Source organism: Xenorhabdus thailandensis (assembly GCF_037996785.1).
Lineage (GTDB): Bacteria > Pseudomonadota > Gammaproteobacteria > Enterobacterales > Enterobacteriaceae > Xenorhabdus > Xenorhabdus griffiniae.
The window spans coordinates 244663-264160 of sequence record NZ_JBBMXF010000013.1 but is presented as its reverse complement, the minus strand read 5'-3'; the positions used below and the strand labels follow the sequence as shown (position 1 = coordinate 264160).

The window sequence follows — 19498 nt, the reverse complement described above, 5'->3', positions numbered from 1 at the left end:
TAGCCCTCGTCTATGGCTAAAATTGCAAGAGTCTTATAGCCTCGATAAAGCCGAAAAGACCGTTGATGTTTCAAAATTAACACCGTTATTTACGCCGATAAATTTTTAATGTAATTCCACGCTAGATTGACACATGAGCCGCGTAATGCGGCTTTTTTTTCAGTCGCCATAAAATTAGGTGGGACGGATTTGGGACGGGCATTGAAAAGCAACCAGAGGTAACAATAGGTAACTTTGGGTAAGGTGGTCTATAGGGAAGATATCAATGAATATTTTTTCTAATGAATCTCAATCAGAAACTATCGAAAAAACAGCAAGAAAAAAGGTGCTTCAAACGCCTTTGAGCAATAACAAAACTCACTCCAGAGTTAGCCTGTGTTTATCATTTTTTGTCGGCCATTTTACCCCCATTTTACCCTCATTTTACCCCAAGCAAATTTGGAGCATAAAAAAACCAACCCTAACAGGTTGGTTTTTCTAGGGAAATTTGGTCGGCATGATAGGATTTGAACCTACGACCCCCGACACCCCATGACGGTGCGCTACCAAGCTGCGCTACATGCCGATGACTTCTCGTATATTACCGTTTTTTATTTGCAAAGCAAGCCCCTAATTTAGTGAGTGATTGATTTTTAAACGATTAGTTTGCTAAAAATCGTTTTACTTCCGTTAATATTTGTAACAATTGGGCAAGGTTTGGTTTGGCATCCTGAATTTCATTACCATCTAAATCATACAGATGATATTCTCCATTCTTGGAAAGATAGACAGTATGTTGGGCCATCGTAACAATTAATGAACCATTATCACCTGTAATAAGCCATGGATTTTCTCTTTGGGCATTAAAGAGATCTTCGCCTTGGGAATAATCTTCTGGAGAATTAGTAACGTGCAATAAACGGAGCATTAAGGTTGTCATGATATCTTGATGACTAGTCAATTTATCGATAGTTTGTGCCGGAGTGCCAGGCCATTGAATTATCAGGGGAACATGGATCTGTTCACGATTGAATTTGTCATCCGTAAACCATTTTGTTTTGTTACTTGTTGTGCCTTTACTCTGTTTAGCTGTAATCACAATGATTGTTTTATCTAAGTCACCTTTAGTTTCCAAGGCCTCTAAAACGTGGTTTATTTCAGTATCCAGCGCTTTCTTATCAAATTTTCCGGATGAAGGCATAAAGCCGTTAATATCTAGAAATGAGAACCATGGTGTGGAACCATTGCGCAGATCCAGCCATTGGCTCCATTGCGTCACCGTTAAGTTATCATTTTGCTTTTTAGTTTCTGGCAATGAATAGTCGGTCAGTATGGCCTGGCGATAAAGTGGTGTCTGAAATCCATCTGAAGAAAAAAGGCCAAATTGATACCCTTGATGTGTCAGAGCATCAATGAGCGCCGAGGATTTCCTGGCGTTAAGAATGCCGTCCAGATAACCCGATGATATGCCATAGAATAGACCAAACAATGCCGTGTCATCTTGAATGCCTGTGCTGAAATGTTGAGTGAACTGGATATTGTTTTTCGCGAAATGTTCCAGAGTTGGCATATCCTGGGTGATGTCTTGATAATCTAACCCATCCACGACAAGCAGAAGTAAGTTATAACCTCGCCCGGCATCCTGATAAGATAAATCATTTAGCGGATAATTGACGCCCAAGGCTGTAGGATTACCTTGTTGGTTGATGCGGCGTTGAAATTCTTGCTTATCCAATAGGCCATGCTTTTCAAGGAACTTGCGGGCGGTCATTGGATAAGAAATAGGTAAGTTTGAGCGCTGCATAGTAATCGGGCGGTAGAAATTAGCATCTGCCCAGATGTACATGAGGTGCGAAGCGACAAAAGCAGTAATAAATACTGCGGCCAGTGGCTTACCAAATCGTTGGCGGTTTAGGCTGCGTAACTTTTGCCAACTCCATGTACCAAAAAGCATCTGTATTAGAAAAATTAAAGGAATACAGATGAACATCAGTTGCCATTCCCTTGCTAGCTCACCTTGTTCTGGGTTGGTGATTAAATCCCAAACCAATGGGGTTAAATGCAGGTGAAAGCGAATATAAACCGAGGAATCGAATATCAGTAGTGTTAAGCCTGCCGTTGCTAATGCGGCTGAAAGAAACCTCATTAGCCGTTGAGATATAACGATAAATGTCAGTGGGAATAGAATAAGTAAATAGATGGCAAAGACAATGAAACTGAAATGGCCGAGCCAACTGACCAGCGCGTAGATGCGACCAAACAGTGAACCCGGCCAGTCAGATGCAAATAGATAGCGACTGCCCAGCACAAGACTGAACATAATGTTGAACAGTGCGAACCAGTGTCCCCAACTGATCATCTGAGAAACTTTTTCGCGGTAATGCTGACAGCTAGTCACCATATTTTCTTTACGTCAACGTGTTAATGAAGATTAATGCGCTTTATCTTCGTTGATTGAAGATTGCAACGCGTGTGCGAACGAGTCTGCAATATGTCTGCGTTGTGCAGGAGTAATACTCGTATTGATCAAATTTGTGACCATATTACCCAAAACCATCAAGGTCAGGTCAGTTGGAGTATGGTCTTTCTCGAAAACATTTACTAATTCAGTTAATAAATGTTCAACTTTTTCATCGCTATAGCGAGATGACTGTGGCATAAATCATATCCTGGATGTACAAAGCCCCATATCTTACCGTATAGAGGGGGGATTTTCTGCTTTTTTTATGACAAATTACCTGTCTGCTGCCAGAGTTGTTGCAAATATTGAATATGTTGCATCATTTTATTCTTTGATATGTAGGATGTTGACAATTAAATGGCGAGTATTTTTCATCACTTGGGTTTTTAGTTGCAGCAGAAAGATAACGATGTTTGAATACGCCGCTAACCGCGTGGCCCTATATGGCCAAAGCTGCAAAAGGAGTATAGATAATGAGCCTGGAAATTACCCAGATCGCGCTACATCGGTTGATTAAGCGTGATGAACAGACGTTGGAAGTGATTTTGCGTGATGCTTTGCTAGATACTAATCAAGTGGTTGAAGAGATGATGGCAGAGTTGCATCGTGTATATAGCGCGAAAAGTAAAGCTTACGGTTTGTTCAATGAAGAAAGTGAACTGGCGGGATCACTCCGTCATCTACGTAAAGGAGATGACGACTTTCTCGGTTTTAGCCGGGCTGCAACTGTTCGCTTAAAAGATGAGCTGGCGAAGTATCCATTTGCAGAAGGGGGAACGGTATTGTTTTGCCAATATCGTTATCTTGCTGTGGAATATTTACTGATTGCTGTTCTTAACAGTTGTAACAGCACATCCGTCAACGATGAACTTGATGTAAATACAACGCAATATCTTGATATTCCTCATGCTGATATCATTGCAAGAATCGATCTAACTGAATGGGAAACCAATCCTGAATCCAGCCGTTATCTGACTTTTTTAAAAGGGCGGGTAGGGCGCAAGGTTTCTGACTTTTTTATGGATTTCCTGGCCGCCAGTGAAGGTATGAATGCCAAAGTTCAAAATAAAGGTTTGTTGCAGGCTTTAGATGATTATTGTGAATCGGCACAGTTAGATAAAAATGAACGCCAGGCTTATCGTCAGCAAGTTTATGGTTACTGTAATGAACAATTACAGGCAGGCGAGGAAATTAAGTTACAAGATTTAGCCCAAGAGTTACCCTCGTTAGATGGGCAAGATTTTCAGCAATTTTCGCAGGATAAGGGCTATGAATTGGAAGAGAGTTTTCCGGCTGATCGCGGAACATTGCGCCAATTAACGAAATTTGCCGGTAGTGGGGGAGGGTTAACCATTAATTTTGATGCCATGTTGATGGGAGAGCGAATTTTTTGGGACCCAGTCACAGATACATTGACGATTAAGGGAACGCCCCCGAATCTGCGTGATCAATTGCAACGTCATGGTGGTAATCGCTAGATTGGCCGCTGTAAAAATAAATAACGCCGCAATTGCGGCGTTATTTACTCGGCGTCCCGATAAAAGCTCGACTGTGGCTAATTAAGCACGCAGGAAATCGATGTGCGTCAGTTTAGGTTTAAACGGATGACGCTGTACTGCCTGCACTTTAACTTTAGTTTCTTTACCATCAACAACCAGAGTCAGAACTTCGTAAAATTCTGGTTTGCTTTCGTGGTTGATAACTGCATCGTGATCCAGCTCGATAGAAACTGGCTCTTGGTTACCACCATAGATGATTGCTGGAAACTTGTTAGCTCTACGCAGGCGGCGGCTCGCACCTTTGCCCTGCTCTTTACGTACTTCTGCATTAATAGTTAACATTATTTTTTCTCTGTAAAAGAAGAAAATAAATCCTGCTACAGGCGACCCAGCAGCAGGTTCGATACTTGGCTTAACATGTATTATTACGCTAAGCGGGCGGCATTCTAGCGAAAAACCGATATGACAGCAAATATAAATCTGTTTTCCAGTGAGTCAGTGGATGGTCTATCTGGCATATTTAATACAAGTCATCAGCCCGTCTAAATCGCCCTTGATAGTCAAAAATCTTTTCTCTAATTTGCCAAAATTGCCCTTTTTTACGCGCGACAACAAAATCAGGATGACGCAATAAAGAAAATTGATGAGCAACATCTGCTGCTGCTCTCCAGCGAAAAACGGTTCCTGGTGCACGTTGATGTTGGCGAAGGAATTGCAGTTCAAATACTTTCTTTTGGGCCGAGGTCGATAAACGGAACAATTCAGATACGTCCGCACCATCTTCATCGTAATAGGTGATTTTTAACCATTCCCCTTTACTGTCGTGACCTGGTGTTAATTGCATACCACCACAACGTAGCACCAGGGCATCTTTTAGTTTTAAGGCTGCTTTCAGCATATCATCGGGATCGACGAGCACTTCTTCACAACGATGGCAGCGTCGAGCCGCGATATCGTTTTCTGCACCGCAATGAGGGCATGATTTAAAACGGAAACGGAAATCACATTGTTGACGTTTTCCATGTTCGTCTTCTTCCCAACCTTGGCAGCGTCGCCCAAAATGCTCAACGATCTCTCCATCTGTCGTGCATATCCCCCAGAAAGTATTCGCAAATTGACAGATAGGGCAAAATACTTGAACGGGTTGGCTTTGTGAGTTGGGTTTACTGTTACCGATTTCAGGCGTGTAAAGATCGTGGGGATTGCCTGCATAGTCCAAAATCAAGCAATCTTTTTTGTCAGGAAATAAACGTAAGCCGCGCCCGACGATCTGCTGATAAAGGCTGACCGATTCTGTTGGGCGCAATATGGCGATTAAATCGACATGAGGAGCATCGAATCCTGTTGTGAGTACGGCAACATTGACCATATAGCGAAGTTGCTGTTCTTTGAATGCCGTAATTAAGCGATCCCGTTCAGATGGTGGTGTCTCTGCGCTGACTAATGCGGCTTGTCCTGTAGGCAGCAATTGGAAGATTTCTTTGGCATGTTCGACTGTCGCGGCGAAAATCATCACACCTTTTCGATTTTGTGCATATTCAATGATCTGTCTAACGATATGAGGAGTGATACGCTTTTGGCGTTTAAGCTCCCGATTTAATTCCGCTTCATTGAATATCCCTTGCTGACTGGCTCGTACCTGACTGAAATCATATTGCATTATAGGCATGTCCAATCTTTCTGGAGAAACCAGAAAATGATGCTTAATCATATAACGCAATGGAAGATCATAAATACAATCGCGAAAAAAACTACGTTCATCACCACGGATCATGCCATGATAATGATAGTGATATATCCAGCCAGCACTAAGGCGATAAGGTGTTGCGGTTAAACCCAAGATGCGGATTTGGGGATTGTTTTTTCGAAGTTGTTGGATAATTTGTTGGTATTGGCTGTTCTCGTCATCACTGATGCGGTGGCATTCATCGATGATTAACAGTGAAAAATGGTGGTCAAAGCAATCTAGGTTGCGGGCAATAGACTGAATACTGCCAAAAACCACTTTTCCTGTACTTTGTTTTTGATTTAGCCCTGCGGAAAAAATATCTGCATCCAATCCATAAGCACAATATTTGCTGTGATTCTGCGCAACAAGTTCTTTGACATGTGCCAGTACCAAAACACGGCCATGTGCCAGCTTTGCCAATTCCGCGATGACAAGGCTTTTACCTGCCCCTGTTGGTAAAACAATAACGGCGGGATCTCTGTGCTGGCGAAAATAGCGAATGGTCGCGTCTACCGCTTCTTGTTGATAAGGACGTAAAGTAAAAGTCATTTTTATGTTACTGTCACAAATATCAGGTAAAAGATAATTACGGTAGAGAATAACATTTTTCATTGAAGCCTGCCGTCGAGAAATCATTCATCATTATTTTTCTAGGATCAGGTGGGCTATAACGTGTAACTTATTGTTGCTATAGTTACCGGCGTGATGATTTTTCTATAAATTATCTGTTTAATCTTGTATCCCAATAGTGGCCTTGAGGTTGTTCATAATATCAAGGGCATGTTCATCTGTGTTTATTTTTGTCAGGTACATCTATTCATGCGATTGGATAAATTTTTATCACAACAATTAGGTATTAGCCGCAACGATGTGGGGCGCGAATTGCGGGCAGGGCTAGTCACTGTCGATGATGAGATCATCAAAACAGGAGCCTATAAATTGAAGCCCGATCAGCAAGTTGCCTATGATGGTGCGATATTGCAACAACTCAATGGCCCTCGTTATTTCATGCTGAATAAACCCCAGGGATATGTATGTTCGGCAGATGATCCGTCAAACCCGACAATTTTGTATTTTATCGACGAGCCTGTTGCCCATAAATTACATTCAGCAGGGCGTTTGGATATCGATACGACAGGGTTGGTTTTATTGACTGATGATGGTCAATGGTCACACCGTATTACATCCCCCAAACATCACTGCGAAAAAACGTATCTTGTGACGTTGGAACACCCTGTCTCTGGGGATACTGAGCAAAAGTTTCTGGCAGGGGTGCAGTTAAATGGAGAAAAAACACTGACAAAACCCGCACAAATGGAAATTATCGAGCCTCAACTTGTTCGTTTAACTATTAGCGAAGGACGTTATCACCAAGTAAAACGCATGTTTGCCGCAGTGGGGAATCATGTTGTTGCACTTCATCGGGAACGAATCGGCGAAATTTATCTCGATCCTGCCTTGGAGTCAGGAGAGTATCGGGCGCTGACTGATAATGAAATCAACAGCATACAAATGCCAACCCCTTAATTTTTTATCCTTCAATTGATTCAGGAGTAACTGCGTGCAACAACAGCGTTCGTCCTATTTGGGATTAGTCTTGATCCTTGGTTTGCTTTCTATGTTAATGCCATTGGCAATTGATATGTATTTGCCGAGTATGCCAACGATTGCTGAGAATTTTGGTGTCAATGACGGTTTAGTTCAAATGACGCTGAGTAGCTATATTTTGGGCTTTGCTATTGGGCAAATGATTTATGGCCCAATGTCGGATAGTTTGGGACGTAAGCCCGTCATTTTGGGCGGTGTTATTGTCTTTGCTATCTCTTCTGCTGCATGTGCTTTAGCACAAGATATTGATACTTTTATTTCCATGCGCTTTTTACATGGATTTTCTGCTGCGGCTGCCGGTGTAGTCATCAACGCTCTGATGCGTGATAGATTCACAAAAGAGGAATTTTCCCGCTGTATGTCTTTTGTGACGTTGGTGATGATCATTGCACCTTTATTGGCTCCCATGTTGGGTGGGATATTGATGGTATGGTTTAACTGGCATGCTATTTTCTGGTCGATTGCTCTGGTTGCCGTAATTGCTTTTGTCTTGGTGGCTCTCTTTATAGAAGAGACGTTACCTAAAGAGAAAAGGCAGAAATTTCACTTAAAAACGACTTTAAAACAGTTCGTCATGTTGTTTCGGCAACGCCAGGTACTTTGCTACATCTTAGCGAGTGGTTTCTCCTTCGCGGGAATGTTTTCTTTTCTCAGTGTTGGTGCATTTGTATACATCAAACTGAACGGTGTACCTGCGCAGCATTTTGGTTACTATTTTGGGCTGAATATTATTTTTCTGTTCATCATGGCAACTATCAATAGCCAGTGCGTACGTAAATATGGTCCATTAAAAATGTTGCATATTGGCCTGTTTGTTCAATTTGTCATGGGCTTATGGTTGCTGTTTAGTACCCTGTTTGATTTGGGATTTATTTCTCTGGTGATGGGGGTTGCCATTTATATCAGCGGAATTTCCATGATTACGTCTAACACTATGGCTGTTGTGTTGGACGATTATCCTCATATGGCTGGAACAGTTTCTTCATTGGCTGGGACTATCCGTTTCGGTATTGCTGCATCGGTAGGTGCTATTTTGTCTTTATTGCCAGAAGAGAGTGCCTGGCCGATGGTAGGTTCAATGGCATTATGCGTGACATTAGCAATGATGCTGATTATCTATGCACGCGGTAAGTTGCATAAATAATCAGGGCATGTGCTGAGAATAATAATCTTAGATGTAAAATGGTTTTTAGGGGTCATCTGCCAGTATGGGATGGCCTTTTGTTTATTATCGGATGCTCTTTTTTCGTATCAAAGAAAAAAGATATTGTTTGTTTAAGTGTTTTTTCTAACGTGCTCTAAGCCTTTAAAGAGGTTATTGATTAAGCTGATAAACAGGAAATATCGAGCAATCATCAAACAAATATAGAAAACTATTCACTCTATCATATTCAATTGGTCGTTGAATGTTGGTTTTTTGTTAACATTTCATCATGGTTTTATAACTATGGAAGGTTATAGAACTATTCTTATCTAACCTGTTGTAAATAAAAAAATTATGCTTTTTTTGTCATTCAGTAACGTTTGAAAGAAACAAATATGTAAATAAATTTTGAACTAAAGGTTGCTTTTTTGAATAAAAATAAGTTGAATTTTTTACCTAAACAGTATAAATATATATAAAATGCGAGGTAGGTCGCACTTTTTTTGAAGTGGAAAGCGAAGTAATTACGGTAACGTAATTTTTATTTTAACCTTTTGTTTACTTTTTTGTTGGGCGGTTATTCGGTTTTGACGAATCGATATGATAGGAATGATACGTGAATAATATCCAACTTTCGGTAGTACACAGACTGCCGCAAAGTTATCGGTGGTCAACTGGCTTCGTTGGTACAAAAGTTGAGATTTTACCAGCAGAAGAAACAGATTTAGGAAATAGCCTGATGGGGCTAAAATTATTAAGTCATGAAGGCGAAGAAGCACGAGAAATTTTGCATGTTATAAATCAGTCTATCGCTGATATGCAGATACCAAGTGCTGTGATTGAATGGGAAGGAGAACCATGTTTGTTTTTTGCTAAGGAAGATGAAAGTGCGGTGATATGTCGTTTGAAGACGTTAGGTGCTGCAATTGCGGAAAATATAACTGCGCTGTATCCACTATAATTTTATCCATTGATAAAAAACGCTTCTTCAAGAATGGAAGCGTTTTTTAATGTTTGCAAGGGAAAATTTCAGTTGTAAAACGTTTTAGGTGTTGGTTAAATCGAGGCTTTTATGTTATCTGATAACACCCGTCTTGCACCATAGTAACGTTTATTCCAGTAAGTATCGGTCAATTTAGAAACGACAACCCCATTACTGGTTGATGCATGGACAAATTGATTATTGCCGATATAGATACCAACATGGCGCCTGCGAGCCCCTGTCTTGAACAGCACTAAGTCCCCCGCCCGCAATTTAGAGCGACTCACGGTTTGCCCTATATTCTGCTGTTCTGACGTGGAACGTGGTAATTCCATACCAAATTGATCATGAAAAGTACGTTGCACAAAAGCAGAACAATCAATGCCACGTTTGGTATTTCCACCAAGCCGATAGGCTACACCTTTCCAGTCTGCGTATTGGCTGAGTATTTTAGACTTGATATCTAACTTATTGACCAGATTTTCAAATTCATCCTGAGTTGCTTGCAGTAAATAGTGCTTTCCAGTGTTTACTGCATGCACCTCAGTGTGGTTATTGCGTAGGTTAGAATCTGGTGAACTACATGCAGTCAGTGCTATTGTTGCTATAACTGCGGGTATTAGCCGCAAGATGTATCTCAGCATGGGTTTCGATTTAACCATTTATTGATGTTCCCTTGCAGTCCTTACAGTGACTTATCACTATCATGAAAACATTGAATGTTTTAAAGCCTAGTCAGAATAGGGCGAATTAACAAATTTTCTGTCTATAAAATGTGCGAAGTAACGCATTTTATTATTATCTTTACAAAACATATTATTTTAATAGACAGAACGCAGGAAAGATTACTGAAATCATGAATAAAAAGCGAGAGACAAAAAGAGTTCTTTACAAAAAATTAGATTAGGAACTAATAGGTTAGAATGGGTTGTTGCTATTTTATACTGCTTTGATGAATATGAGGTGATATTGAGGAGTTAACAGATATCTCCTCAATATGACAAGTTTAATTATTACGTTTGATATGCGGTAATTTCTTGTCTAGCCATATTGCCATCATATCACTTAATGGGGTTAGCAGTACCCAGCTCATGCCGATCAGCGTTAAAGATAAAGAGCCTACTGCAATGTCTGTAAACCAGTGGGCTCCTGCCATAATACGGGGAAGAGCAAAAACAATCATAATCAGTAGAGCAATGCAAAATGCACTGCGGGAGATATAACGCAGAATGAAGCTGCTGAAAATTAAGAGCATTAACCCGTGATCACCAGGAAAACTGTCTTTGGATGCATCTTTGGTATGCCAGCTTGTCATTTCGTTTATGCGATTCACATTTTCAAATGTCAACGTTGGGCTTGGGCGGCTGACAGGGATTTTATGGCCTATTTGATTAATGATAATGGCAGATATCAGCATGACTAATCCAATCATGAAAAGTCGGCGCTTGCCGGCATAATTCTGTTTGCGAAATGCACTATAATAAAGTAATCCCATGCATAAAAGTGATATAACATCGAATGCTCTAATATTCGCGATAGCGACAAATAGGGAAAATTTCGAATCTGGCAGTAATTTTTCATTAAAAAAATAAAAAATAGCAGAATCAATATGGAACCAAAAGCCGTGGTTCTCAGGCAAATACCATGAGAGAAACAGGGCAATACCAAGGATATTGAGAATGAGTATAGCTAATGGGTGACTGCGAGTCATGAGATACCTATTTAACACATAATGTGGGGTTAACTAGGGAAGGGACTATAACAAAATTTATGGGAAAGCGTAATAACCATCGAATACTGTGATCAAGGTGTAGTTGTATCAGAATATTTGTATCATTACTAAGTTTTGTCGTTATTAAAGATGTATACCAATCTAACGTTAAGATGCGTGTGATTTCTCCCCGCGAGGCGGGGAGAAATCAGATTTCATAGCGTGTTGTAAATTGCAACTTGAAGTTTAATGCGTATAACTAGTTTTGTGATATCGAAAAAATAGCTAAATCTCTATTGCAGTACCGCTAATATATATTTGATGCAATATTGGTGTCTGACTATCATTATATAATCATCAACTGATTTTATCATATCCTAAATTATTGGCGTATTATATCGAATTGTGGTTGTAGTTAATAAATAATTAAAGAAAAAGTTTCATTTGACGTTATATCGTTATAGAGCAGAGCGTTACACCATTATCTGGTTTTCAAATTGGCGCGGGGCTAAAGTTGGAAAAAGATAACAACACTTGTAGTGGAGGTTGAATGCTTATGTTACGAAAAATGACGACTTTTTTGTTCATGTCTTTATCTTATTCTCCTGTAATGGCGAATTCTCCATCAACCTCCAGTTCTAGAACTATTTATTTTCATGGTGCTATTGTTGAATCCCCATGCCAACTGAGTTGGGATAAAAAGTATGCTGAGATAATCTGTTGGTATAATGGTAAGCAATTAATTAAAGAGAAAATGATAGAATATCAAAAAGATAGAAAATCCGCGTTATTGATTGAAAAACACATCGGAAAAGACGAAATAAAATGGGTGGGAAAAAATAAGGAATTGGGGATTGTTACTATAACTTATCATTAAATGTTACATAAAAGTATAATAATTATTTATTCTAGCTAAATAATATAATATAAAATCAATAAACTTATCCGTGATTTAGTTCAAATAATGGCTATTAATAACAGTTTTGTTAATTAATCAGTAATAATAGTGTGCCTGTTTTTTAATTAAAAAATGACTTTTGATATTTATCAACAAAAGTTCTCAATGTCGTATTTTTCTTACATGAAATAGTTATTATGGAGATGAAGGAATAAAAGGTAGCTGAGTTTTAGTTAATGGAAAAACGAAAGTGAGGTCACCATGAAAAATTATCTTAAGCTGTTAATGAGTTGTTTATTAGTTTCATGGCTTTCTTATGGATATGCCGAATCTAACGGAGGAATCATTCGGTTTTCAGGTGCGATTGTTGATCCAGGATGTCAAGTTGTTATAACAAACACTCAAGCCAATATCTCTTGCTATCGATTAGGTAAAAATCTCACTGTTAAACATATCATTTCAACTCACAAAACGAAAGGCGATGTCATGCTTCCTGGTAACATAGGTGTTTCCAGAGTGAAGTGGACTGATAATCAGAAACGTGTGGCAATTGTTAATGTGGATTACTTCTAACTTCAAAAACCATGAGTTGCTCTTTTGACGAGAATAACGTGCGATACAAAGAGCAACTCATATTTCAGGATAAAGAATTAGTCACAACGTCCCATATAGCGACGCTCTGCAATATGAATGCGGATTTTTTCACCAGAACTCAAATATTCAGGAACTTGAATCGTCAATCCTGTACTCATTTTAGCCGGTTTAGTGCGAGCACTCGCTGATGCTCCTTTAATACCTGGTGATGTTTCCTCAATGACCATATCAACAGTTTGAGGCAATTCAAGCGCTAACAATTGCCCATCCATTGTCAGAACCTGCATTCCTGGTAGACCTTCTTCGGGGATAAATAGCAGTTCTTCTTCGATTTGATCTTTTTTGAAGTGATAAGGGGTGAAATCTTCGTCATCCATAAAGATATATTCATCACCATCAATATAAGAAAAACTGACACCACGGCGGGTCAATGTAATGGTTTCAAGAATGTCATCGCCTTTGAAACGTTCTTCCACTTTTTGACCAGTACGAATATCAGTAAAACGCATCTTATATAGCGTGCTGGCACCGCGTGCGCTGGGTGATTGAATGTCGATGTCTTTAACTAATAATAGTTTTCCATTGTAGCTGATTGCGGCGCCGCGCTTAATTTCATTGGCTTTAGCCATAGATACCTTCCGTAAAAACAAGGAAATAGTGGAATGAATATTTAAGTGGCGACAAAATTACTCGCAGTTGTCCTATTAGGCAAGAAGTGAATGAATGCCCCAGTAAAAATACTGGGGTGGAAGGAAAACATTAACGATAAACTGGCAGCAAACCAAACAAAGAGAGAATGTGTGCTAGCATATTTATCAAACCGAATAGGATAACAAAAATAATCAAAAATTTACCACCCGGGGCCCGATAGCTGGATGTTGGATAACGTTTACGGCTAGCTCGTGCCATTAAAGCCGGAACAATAACTGCCCAAATAGTTGCTGCCAGGCCAGCAAAACCGATTGCATATAGGAAACCGTTTGGAAAAAATAGTGACAATGCAGTTGGGGGAACGAATGTAATCAGCGCTGTTTTAAAACGACCATTGCGAGAGTCGCTGAATTTAAAATAGTCCGCCAGATAGTCAAACAATCCTAATGATACACCTAAGAATGAACTCGCTAAAGCCATATATGAGAAGGTATTTAAGAATTGGGTTATTGTCGTATTATCAGAGGTATTATTCATTTGTTGTAATAAGTTACCAATATTACCGCCATCAGCAATAATTTGCTTGAAGGCTCCACGTGGAATATTTCCCTGAATGACGTACTGCCATAAAATGTAAATCGCTAATGTTATTAATGTCCCGTACAGCAAGCTGTGTGTAACGGCTTTGCTGTCTTTATGGTAATACTTAACTAGCCCCGGAACGTTACCGTGATAGCCAAATGAAGCTAGTAAATAAGGCAAAGAGACTAAAGCATAAGGTAAATAGTCTGAATTGGTATTAGCTTGATCAAATAAAATGGCTGACTTAACTTCGGTAAACATACCGCCGACAGACATAATAAAGGTGATTATCATGCCACCTATTAAGATAGTGCTTAAGCGATCTACGGCTTTAGTCGATAACCAAACAATGAAGGCAACAATAAAGGCAAAACATAACCCAGATATTGATTGAGGTAGCGGGATAATACTCGCGATATTGTGAGAAAGAATTGAGCCACCTGCTGAAATATAAGCATAAGTTAAGATATATAGAACAAAAGCAATGGATAAATCATTGAGAGAACTCCAACCTTTGCCTAGCAAGTCCTTGGTAACGGTATGAAAACTGGAACCAACTGGGTAATTCATATTGGCTTCCAGAATCATCAGGCCAGAGAAATACATACATGCACAGGTATACAACAGCAAAATTATTGATCCTGTAAACCAGACACCTGATGTGACAATAGGAATGGAAAACATACCTGCACCGACAGCTGTACCGGCAATGATCATAGCACCCCCAAATATAGAGGGGCGTTTTAAATTTTGTGTTACCTCAATGGTCATATAGACTCCCTGATGAATGCTGTCACCTTGTACTAGCGCAACGATACATAAATCCACTATATGTGTAAACAAATAATTAAGAAAATATATACAAAGGTAAGACAGGCTATCTAAGAAAACCTGCCAGAAGGGAGTTTGGTATTAATTTGCGAAATAGAATTGCGCTTTTTGCCATAATTTTATGGCGTTACGGCTGGCCTCAAAATGAGGTTCGGGAAGGTGGTTAGGATCACACCACATTAATTGTTCACACTTCTCAGGTTCCATTAATTGCGGCTCACCTCCGGTATACTGTGCCAGCAAACAGACTGAAACTGTGTGCTTTCCTTCCTCGCGGTAAGTTTCGAGATTATTGCAAATACCATAAACTTTGGGATCTTGGATTGTTAGGCCAATTTCTTCTTTGATTTCACGGATCGCGCACTCTTCAAAGGATTCGCCGGGATCAACATGACCACCGAAGATTGACCAGTATGGCGCATGTTGGCTGGTACGTTTTCCCAGTAAAATTTCGCCTTTATCATTGATGATGATAACACCCACTCCGACAACGACTGACACTGATATATTCCTCCATCCAGTGACCACTTACTTTGGTTCAGATTGATTTTAGTCATCTAATAAGAAATTATTCCGTTGCATATTCTGACTTTTAGCTTGCGTTAACACAATGATCAAACGGGCTATAATTTTAACTGAAACGATTCAATTTTGATGTTATAAATAACAGATAAAACTTAATGTGACTTATGACTGTTTATTCAGGAGATATCGGGCAAGATGAGCCGCCGAGTTGCCACAATTACCTTAAATCCAGCTTATGATTTAGTTGGCTTATGCCCAGATATTGTTAAGGGAAATGTTAACCGTGTACAGACGGCAGGGCTTCACGCTGCTGGTAAAGGAAACAATGTTGCGAAGGTACTGCGTGATTTAGGTATTGATGTTACGGTCAGTGGTTTTCTCGGACGAGAGAATCAGGAAGGATTTCAGCAGTTTTTTAGCGAAAACAGGATGGTAAATCGTTTTCATCTCGTCTCTGGGCGAACGCGTATTAATGTCAAGCTGACGGAAAAACACGGTGAAGTGACGGATTTCAATTTTTCAGGTTTCTATGTAACAGAAGAAGAGTGGAATCGATTTGTCAGTGATTCTCTGACATGGTTAGGGCAGTTCGATATGGTTGTTGTCAGCGGTAGTTTGCCCGAAGGGATCAAATCAGAATCATTTGCGAATTGGATGATACAATTACGACAGTCTTGTCCCTGCGTTATTTTCGACAGTAGCCGTGAAGCCCTTGTTGCAGGTCTTAAGGCATTACCTTGGCTGGTAAAACCTAATCGCTATGAATTGGAGATTTGGGCAGGTAAACCATTACCGGATTTGGATAGTGTTATTGACGCAGCTCATGAATTGCGCAATAGAGGGATCGCCCACGTTGTTATTTCACTGGGAGAAGAGGGAGCATTATGGGTCAATGCCTCTGGTGCATGGTTGGCAAAACCACCATATTGTGAAGTAGTCAGCACGGTTGGAGCCGGGGACTCTATGGTGGGTGGATTGGTCTATGGTTTGCTAATGAGGGAATCCAGCGAACACACATTGCGTCTGGCAACCGCGGTTTCTGCACTTACGGTTAGCCAGCCAAATGTTGGGATTAAAAGTCGCACTGAACTTGCATCAATGATGGCAAAGATCGAATTAATTTCTGTCAGGTAATTAATTTTGCTGGGATTTTAGCCAGGCGATTTCTTCAGCCCAAATATCTGGATTGATCGTTTCAAGAACCAAGGGAATACCATTGAAACGGTCATCTTTCATGATGTAGCTGAAAGGTGTTTTACCGATATTGCCTTCACCAAGGCTATGGTGTCGGTCAACACGGCTGGAAAATTCACTTTTGGCATCATTTAGATGCATGGCTTTAAGATATTTGAATCCAACAATTTCATCGAATGCCTTGAAAGTCGTATTGCAATCTTTTTCAGTACGTAAGTCGTAACCAGCCGCAAAAGCGTGGCAGGTGTCAATACAAACGCCAACGCGGGTTTTGTCTTCGACACCGTCAATAATTGCCGCCAGTTGTTCGAATGTAAAACCAAGGTTAGTACCTTGTCCGGCGGTATTTTCGATAACGGCAGCAACGCCTTGGGTTTTATTCAACGTAATATTAATGGATTCCGCAATACGGGCGAGGCATCTATCAATATCAATTTTGTTGAGATGGCTGCCCGGATGGAAGTTCAGCAGATCAATGCCTAATTGTTCACAGCGCTGCATTTCATCAAGGAACGCTGCGCGGGATTTTTCCAGGCCGTCTGTTTCAGGATGACCAAGGTTAATTAGGTAGCTGTCATGAGGAAGAATTTGTCGGCTACCATAACCGTAACGTTCACAGTTTGCTTTGAATTGATCAATAACATTTGTCGATAACGGTGGGGCGTGCCATTGGCGCTGGTTTTTCGTGAATAGGGCAAATGCAGTTGCATTTAATTCATGGGCACGGATCACTGCTTGATCAACACCGCCCGCAGCGCTTACATGGGCTCCAACAAATTTCATCTTATTTTCTCCTGTGTTTTCCTCATTATGGCATTGTTCACCTGATTGATAAAATCTTGGCCGCAAAAGTCAATTTAATATTCTCTCGTTCTGCCTTAGCGCAATAAATGATGGATGCCTTGATTGACGATTAATCCACCTACGACTAGCCAGATAAACAAAATAAGTGCCAACAAGATGGGTTTAATCCCAGCCTGGCGAATAGCACTGATGTGGGTGGTTAGCCCTAAAGCAACCATGGCCGTTGCTAGCAGGATGGTATCAATGGCAATAATATGGTGAACAAAGGATTCAGGTAAGAGATGAAAAGAGTTGAAACCCGCAGTGGCAATAAAAAATACAGCAAACCACGGAATAGTGATTGGCGATTTTTGGGGATGGGCATGACAATTTTTAACTTTCGCGCGACTGAGGTAGCCGGAAAGCAGTAATAGAAAAGGTGCTAATAACATAACGCGGATCATTTTACTGATAACCGCTGCATTTTCAGCCTCGTTTCCTAACGTATGTCCAATGGCAACAACCTGGGCTACTTCATGCACAGTTGAACCCGAAAAAATACCAAATGTTTCCTGAGTGAAATTAAGCCACGGGTAGTGGGTATTGAGTTGATAAATCCACGGATAAATAAAGATTGCCAGTGTACCAAAAATAACTACTGTAGAGATGGCGACAGCAACTTTGCTGGCAGGGGCTTTGACAATGGGTTCTGTTGCCATAACCGCAGCTGCGCCACAAATACTGCTTCCTGCACCAATTAAGATCACGGTTTGGCTATCCAGTTGAAAAAAAGTACGTCCAATCCATAATGCCATAAAAAATGTTGATGAAAGCATGATGATATCGATCAATATTCCAGTTGCACCAACTTCTGTGATTTGTTGGAATGTCAGACGAAATCCATAAAGAATGATGCCTGCTCGCAATAGATAGTGTTTGGAAAAATGGATACCGCTATTGCAGGTAGATTTTAAAAAAGGATACAGCGTATTGCCGATAATAATTCCCAATAAGATGGCCAGAGTCAGGACGCCTAATCCCATATTTATAAACCAAGGAATAGTCCCGATATAGATTGCAATTGCTGTCAGGACTGTGGCTAATAGGATACCCGGAATTAATTTTAATGCGGCATTCTGGTGGAATTGGGTAAATTCCCCTACTTGATTTTCAGACATAGTGGTGGCTCTATTATCTTATGCATTTTAGGAATAAGCATATAGAAGAATTTAAAATCAATAAAATTGATAATATTTATATATATAAACAATAAAATAGATTAATTAAGGGTAACTTTTGTTAAGTTGCGTAATACTGTCTAAAATCAAGACTATCTTCCTTCTTATTTTGCTTCCCGTGAGGCCATATGCGTATCACTCTGAGACAGCTGGAGATTTTTGCAGAAGTTCTGAAAAGTGGTTCAACGACACAGGCTTCTCAGCAATTAGCATTATCACAATCTGCGGTGAGTGCTTCACTGACAGATCTCGAAGGGCAGTTAGGAGTACAACTGTTTGACAGAGTCGGGAAACGCCTGGTCACCAATGAACATGGGCGTTTGCTCTATCCCAAGGCATTGGCACTACTTGAACAGGCTGGTGAAGTGGAACAGCTTTTCAAACTTGAATTGGGCGCATTACGATTGGCGGCCAGCAGTACGATTGGCAATTATATGTTGCCTGAAATGCTGGCGAGATATCGTCAGGATTACCCTGAGACGCCATTGGAATTGAATATCAGTAATACTGGGGACGTAATCAAAGCAGTTGTTGAGTTTCGTGTTGATTTGGGATTGATTGAAGGATTGTGTCACGATCCTGAGTTGATCACACAACCATGGATGAAAGATGAGTTGATCGTTTTTTCCTCTCCAGAAAGTCCCTTGTTGCAACGTGAATTGAGTGTGGAAGATTTGATCCAAGCCCCTTGGATATTAAGAGAAAAAGGTTCAGGAACAAGGGAGGTTTTGGAACATCTTTTATTCTCACAAATGTCGAGATTCAATATTGCGATGGAGTTGGGTAATTCGGAAGCCATTAAACATGCTGTTCAATATGGAATGGGGATCAGTTGTCTTTCACGGCGAGTTGTTCAGGAACAGCTGAAAAATGGCACATTATCTGAACTTGTTATTCCCGGACTTAGCCTCAATCGCACCTTGTACCTGATTTACCATCGTCAGAAACATATATCCAATGCGTTACAGAAGTTACTGAGTTATTGTAACTAATATTAAGAATATAATCATGTAGCTAATAATTGGCTGTGGATTATGAAGGTATCTTATAACCACGAATCGTTGCTATTCTGGAGACGAGGATTTGTTA

General features: G+C 40.3%; 20 protein-coding genes and 1 tRNA gene. 9 read left to right on the top strand and 12 right to left on the bottom strand.

Annotation, left to right across the window (positions count from 1 at the left end; translation table 11 throughout):
- The first annotated feature begins 265 nt into the window (after positions 1–265).
- Positions 266–481: a hypothetical protein gene (locus AAC853_RS14720; RefSeq protein ID WP_340614977.1), complete on the top strand. Its 216-nt coding sequence runs from the start codon at positions 266–268 to the stop codon at positions 479–481.
- Between the two features lie 7 nt (positions 482–488).
- Here AAC853_RS14720 and AAC853_RS14715 read toward each other — a convergent pair.
- The 3 genes from AAC853_RS14715 to AAC853_RS14705 all read right to left on the bottom strand — a co-directional run bounded on the left by AAC853_RS14715 (position 489) and on the right by AAC853_RS14705 (position 2638).
- Positions 489–565 (bottom strand) — tRNA-Pro (locus AAC853_RS14715).
- Positions 566–640: 75 nt separating this feature from the next.
- On the bottom strand, positions 641–2380 hold the full coding sequence (gene yejM / locus AAC853_RS14710) for an LPS biosynthesis-modulating metalloenzyme YejM (RefSeq protein ID WP_340614976.1): 1740 nt from the start codon (positions 2378–2380) through the stop codon (positions 641–643).
- 30 nt (positions 2381–2410) lie between these two features.
- On the bottom strand, positions 2411–2638 hold the full coding sequence (locus tag AAC853_RS14705; RefSeq protein WP_338885103.1) for a YejL family protein: 228 nt from the start codon (positions 2636–2638) through the stop codon (positions 2411–2413).
- Positions 2639–2913: 275 nt separating this feature from the next.
- Here AAC853_RS14705 and yejK point away from each other — a divergent pair, with 275 nt between their 5' ends.
- Positions 2914–3918, top strand: coding sequence for a nucleoid-associated protein YejK (gene yejK / locus AAC853_RS14700; protein ID WP_340614975.1), 1005 nt, complete (start codon positions 2914–2916; stop codon positions 3916–3918).
- An 81-nt stretch (positions 3919–3999) separates the two neighbouring features.
- Here the strand turns inward: yejK and rplY are convergent, their stop codons facing one another.
- Both rplY and radD read right to left on the bottom strand, forming a co-directional pair.
- Positions 4000–4281, bottom strand: a complete 282-nt coding sequence (gene rplY / locus AAC853_RS14695) for a 50S ribosomal protein L25 (RefSeq protein ID WP_047679702.1) — start codon at positions 4279–4281, stop codon at positions 4000–4002.
- A gap of 178 nt (positions 4282–4459) precedes the next feature.
- Positions 4460–6217, bottom strand: coding sequence for a DNA repair helicase RadD (gene radD, locus AAC853_RS14690; protein WP_340614987.1), 1758 nt, complete (start codon positions 6215–6217; stop codon positions 4460–4462).
- 270 nt (positions 6218–6487) lie between these two features.
- On the opposite strand from radD, the gene rsuA reads away from it, so the two are divergent.
- The 3 genes from rsuA (at position 6488) to AAC853_RS14675 (ending at position 9381) form a co-directional block, all read left to right on the top strand.
- Positions 6488–7195, top strand: coding sequence for a 16S rRNA pseudouridine(516) synthase RsuA (gene rsuA, locus AAC853_RS14685; RefSeq protein ID WP_340614974.1), 708 nt, complete (start codon positions 6488–6490; stop codon positions 7193–7195).
- A gap of 34 nt (positions 7196–7229) precedes the next feature.
- Positions 7230–8420: a Bcr/CflA family multidrug efflux MFS transporter gene (locus AAC853_RS14680; RefSeq protein ID WP_340614973.1), complete on the top strand. Its 1191-nt coding sequence runs from the start codon at positions 7230–7232 to the stop codon at positions 8418–8420.
- A gap of 616 nt (positions 8421–9036) precedes the next feature.
- Complete coding sequence (locus AAC853_RS14675) at positions 9037–9381, top strand: YejG family protein (protein ID WP_193848728.1); 345 nt, start codon at positions 9037–9039, stop codon at positions 9379–9381.
- Between the two features lie 95 nt (positions 9382–9476).
- On the opposite strand, the gene mepS is transcribed toward AAC853_RS14675, so the two are convergent.
- Both mepS and AAC853_RS14665 read right to left on the bottom strand, forming a co-directional pair.
- Entirely contained in the window at positions 9477–10064 is a 588-nt protein-coding gene (mepS, locus tag AAC853_RS14670) for a bifunctional murein DD-endopeptidase/murein LD-carboxypeptidase (protein WP_340614972.1), read from the bottom strand.
- A gap of 344 nt (positions 10065–10408) precedes the next feature.
- Positions 10409–11113: a phosphatase PAP2 family protein gene (locus AAC853_RS14665; RefSeq protein ID WP_340614971.1), complete on the bottom strand. Its 705-nt coding sequence runs from the start codon at positions 11111–11113 to the stop codon at positions 10409–10411.
- Between the two features lie 556 nt (positions 11114–11669).
- Here AAC853_RS14665 and AAC853_RS14660 point away from each other — a divergent pair.
- Positions 11670–11990, top strand: a complete 321-nt coding sequence (locus AAC853_RS14660; RefSeq protein WP_340614970.1) for a type 1 fimbrial protein — start codon at positions 11670–11672, stop codon at positions 11988–11990.
- A 282-nt stretch (positions 11991–12272) separates the two neighbouring features.
- Positions 12273–12584, top strand: coding sequence for a type 1 fimbrial protein (locus AAC853_RS14655; protein WP_338885111.1), 312 nt, complete (start codon positions 12273–12275; stop codon positions 12582–12584).
- Positions 12585–12661: 77 nt separating this feature from the next.
- On the opposite strand, the gene yeiP is transcribed toward AAC853_RS14655, so the two are convergent.
- The 3 genes from yeiP to AAC853_RS14640 all read right to left on the bottom strand — a co-directional run bounded on the left by yeiP (position 12662) and on the right by AAC853_RS14640 (position 15170).
- Positions 12662–13234 carry an elongation factor P-like protein YeiP gene (yeiP, locus tag AAC853_RS14650; RefSeq protein ID WP_338885112.1) on the bottom strand — a complete coding sequence of 191 codons (573 nt, stop codon included), beginning with the start codon at positions 13232–13234 and terminating at the stop codon, positions 12662–12664.
- A 130-nt stretch (positions 13235–13364) separates the two neighbouring features.
- The gene (gene mtr / locus AAC853_RS14645) at positions 13365–14609 is read right to left on the bottom strand and encodes a tryptophan permease (protein ID WP_338885113.1); all 1245 of its coding nucleotides are present in this window, start codon (positions 14607–14609) and stop codon (positions 13365–13367) included.
- 141 nt (positions 14610–14750) lie between these two features.
- On the bottom strand, positions 14751–15170 hold the full coding sequence (locus tag AAC853_RS14640) for a nucleotide triphosphate diphosphatase NUDT15 (RefSeq protein ID WP_340614969.1): 420 nt from the start codon (positions 15168–15170) through the stop codon (positions 14751–14753).
- 219 nt (positions 15171–15389) lie between these two features.
- Between AAC853_RS14640 and fruK the strand changes: the two genes are divergently transcribed.
- Entirely contained in the window at positions 15390–16328 is a 939-nt protein-coding gene (fruK, locus tag AAC853_RS14635) for a 1-phosphofructokinase (RefSeq protein ID WP_340614968.1), read from the top strand.
- Here the strand turns inward: fruK and nfo are convergent, their stop codons facing one another.
- Entirely contained in the window at positions 16329–17171 is an 843-nt protein-coding gene (gene nfo / locus AAC853_RS14630; protein ID WP_340614967.1) for a deoxyribonuclease IV, read from the bottom strand.
- A gap of 95 nt (positions 17172–17266) precedes the next feature.
- Complete coding sequence (locus AAC853_RS14625; RefSeq protein ID WP_340614966.1) at positions 17267–18349, bottom strand: YeiH family protein; 1083 nt, start codon at positions 18347–18349, stop codon at positions 17267–17269.
- A 188-nt stretch (positions 18350–18537) separates the two neighbouring features.
- Here AAC853_RS14625 and yieE point away from each other — a divergent pair, with 188 nt between their 5' ends.
- Positions 18538–19401, top strand: coding sequence for a DNA-binding transcriptional regulator YeiE (gene yieE / locus AAC853_RS14620; RefSeq protein ID WP_338885118.1), 864 nt, complete (start codon positions 18538–18540; stop codon positions 19399–19401).
- Positions 19402–19498: the final 97 nt, after the last annotated feature.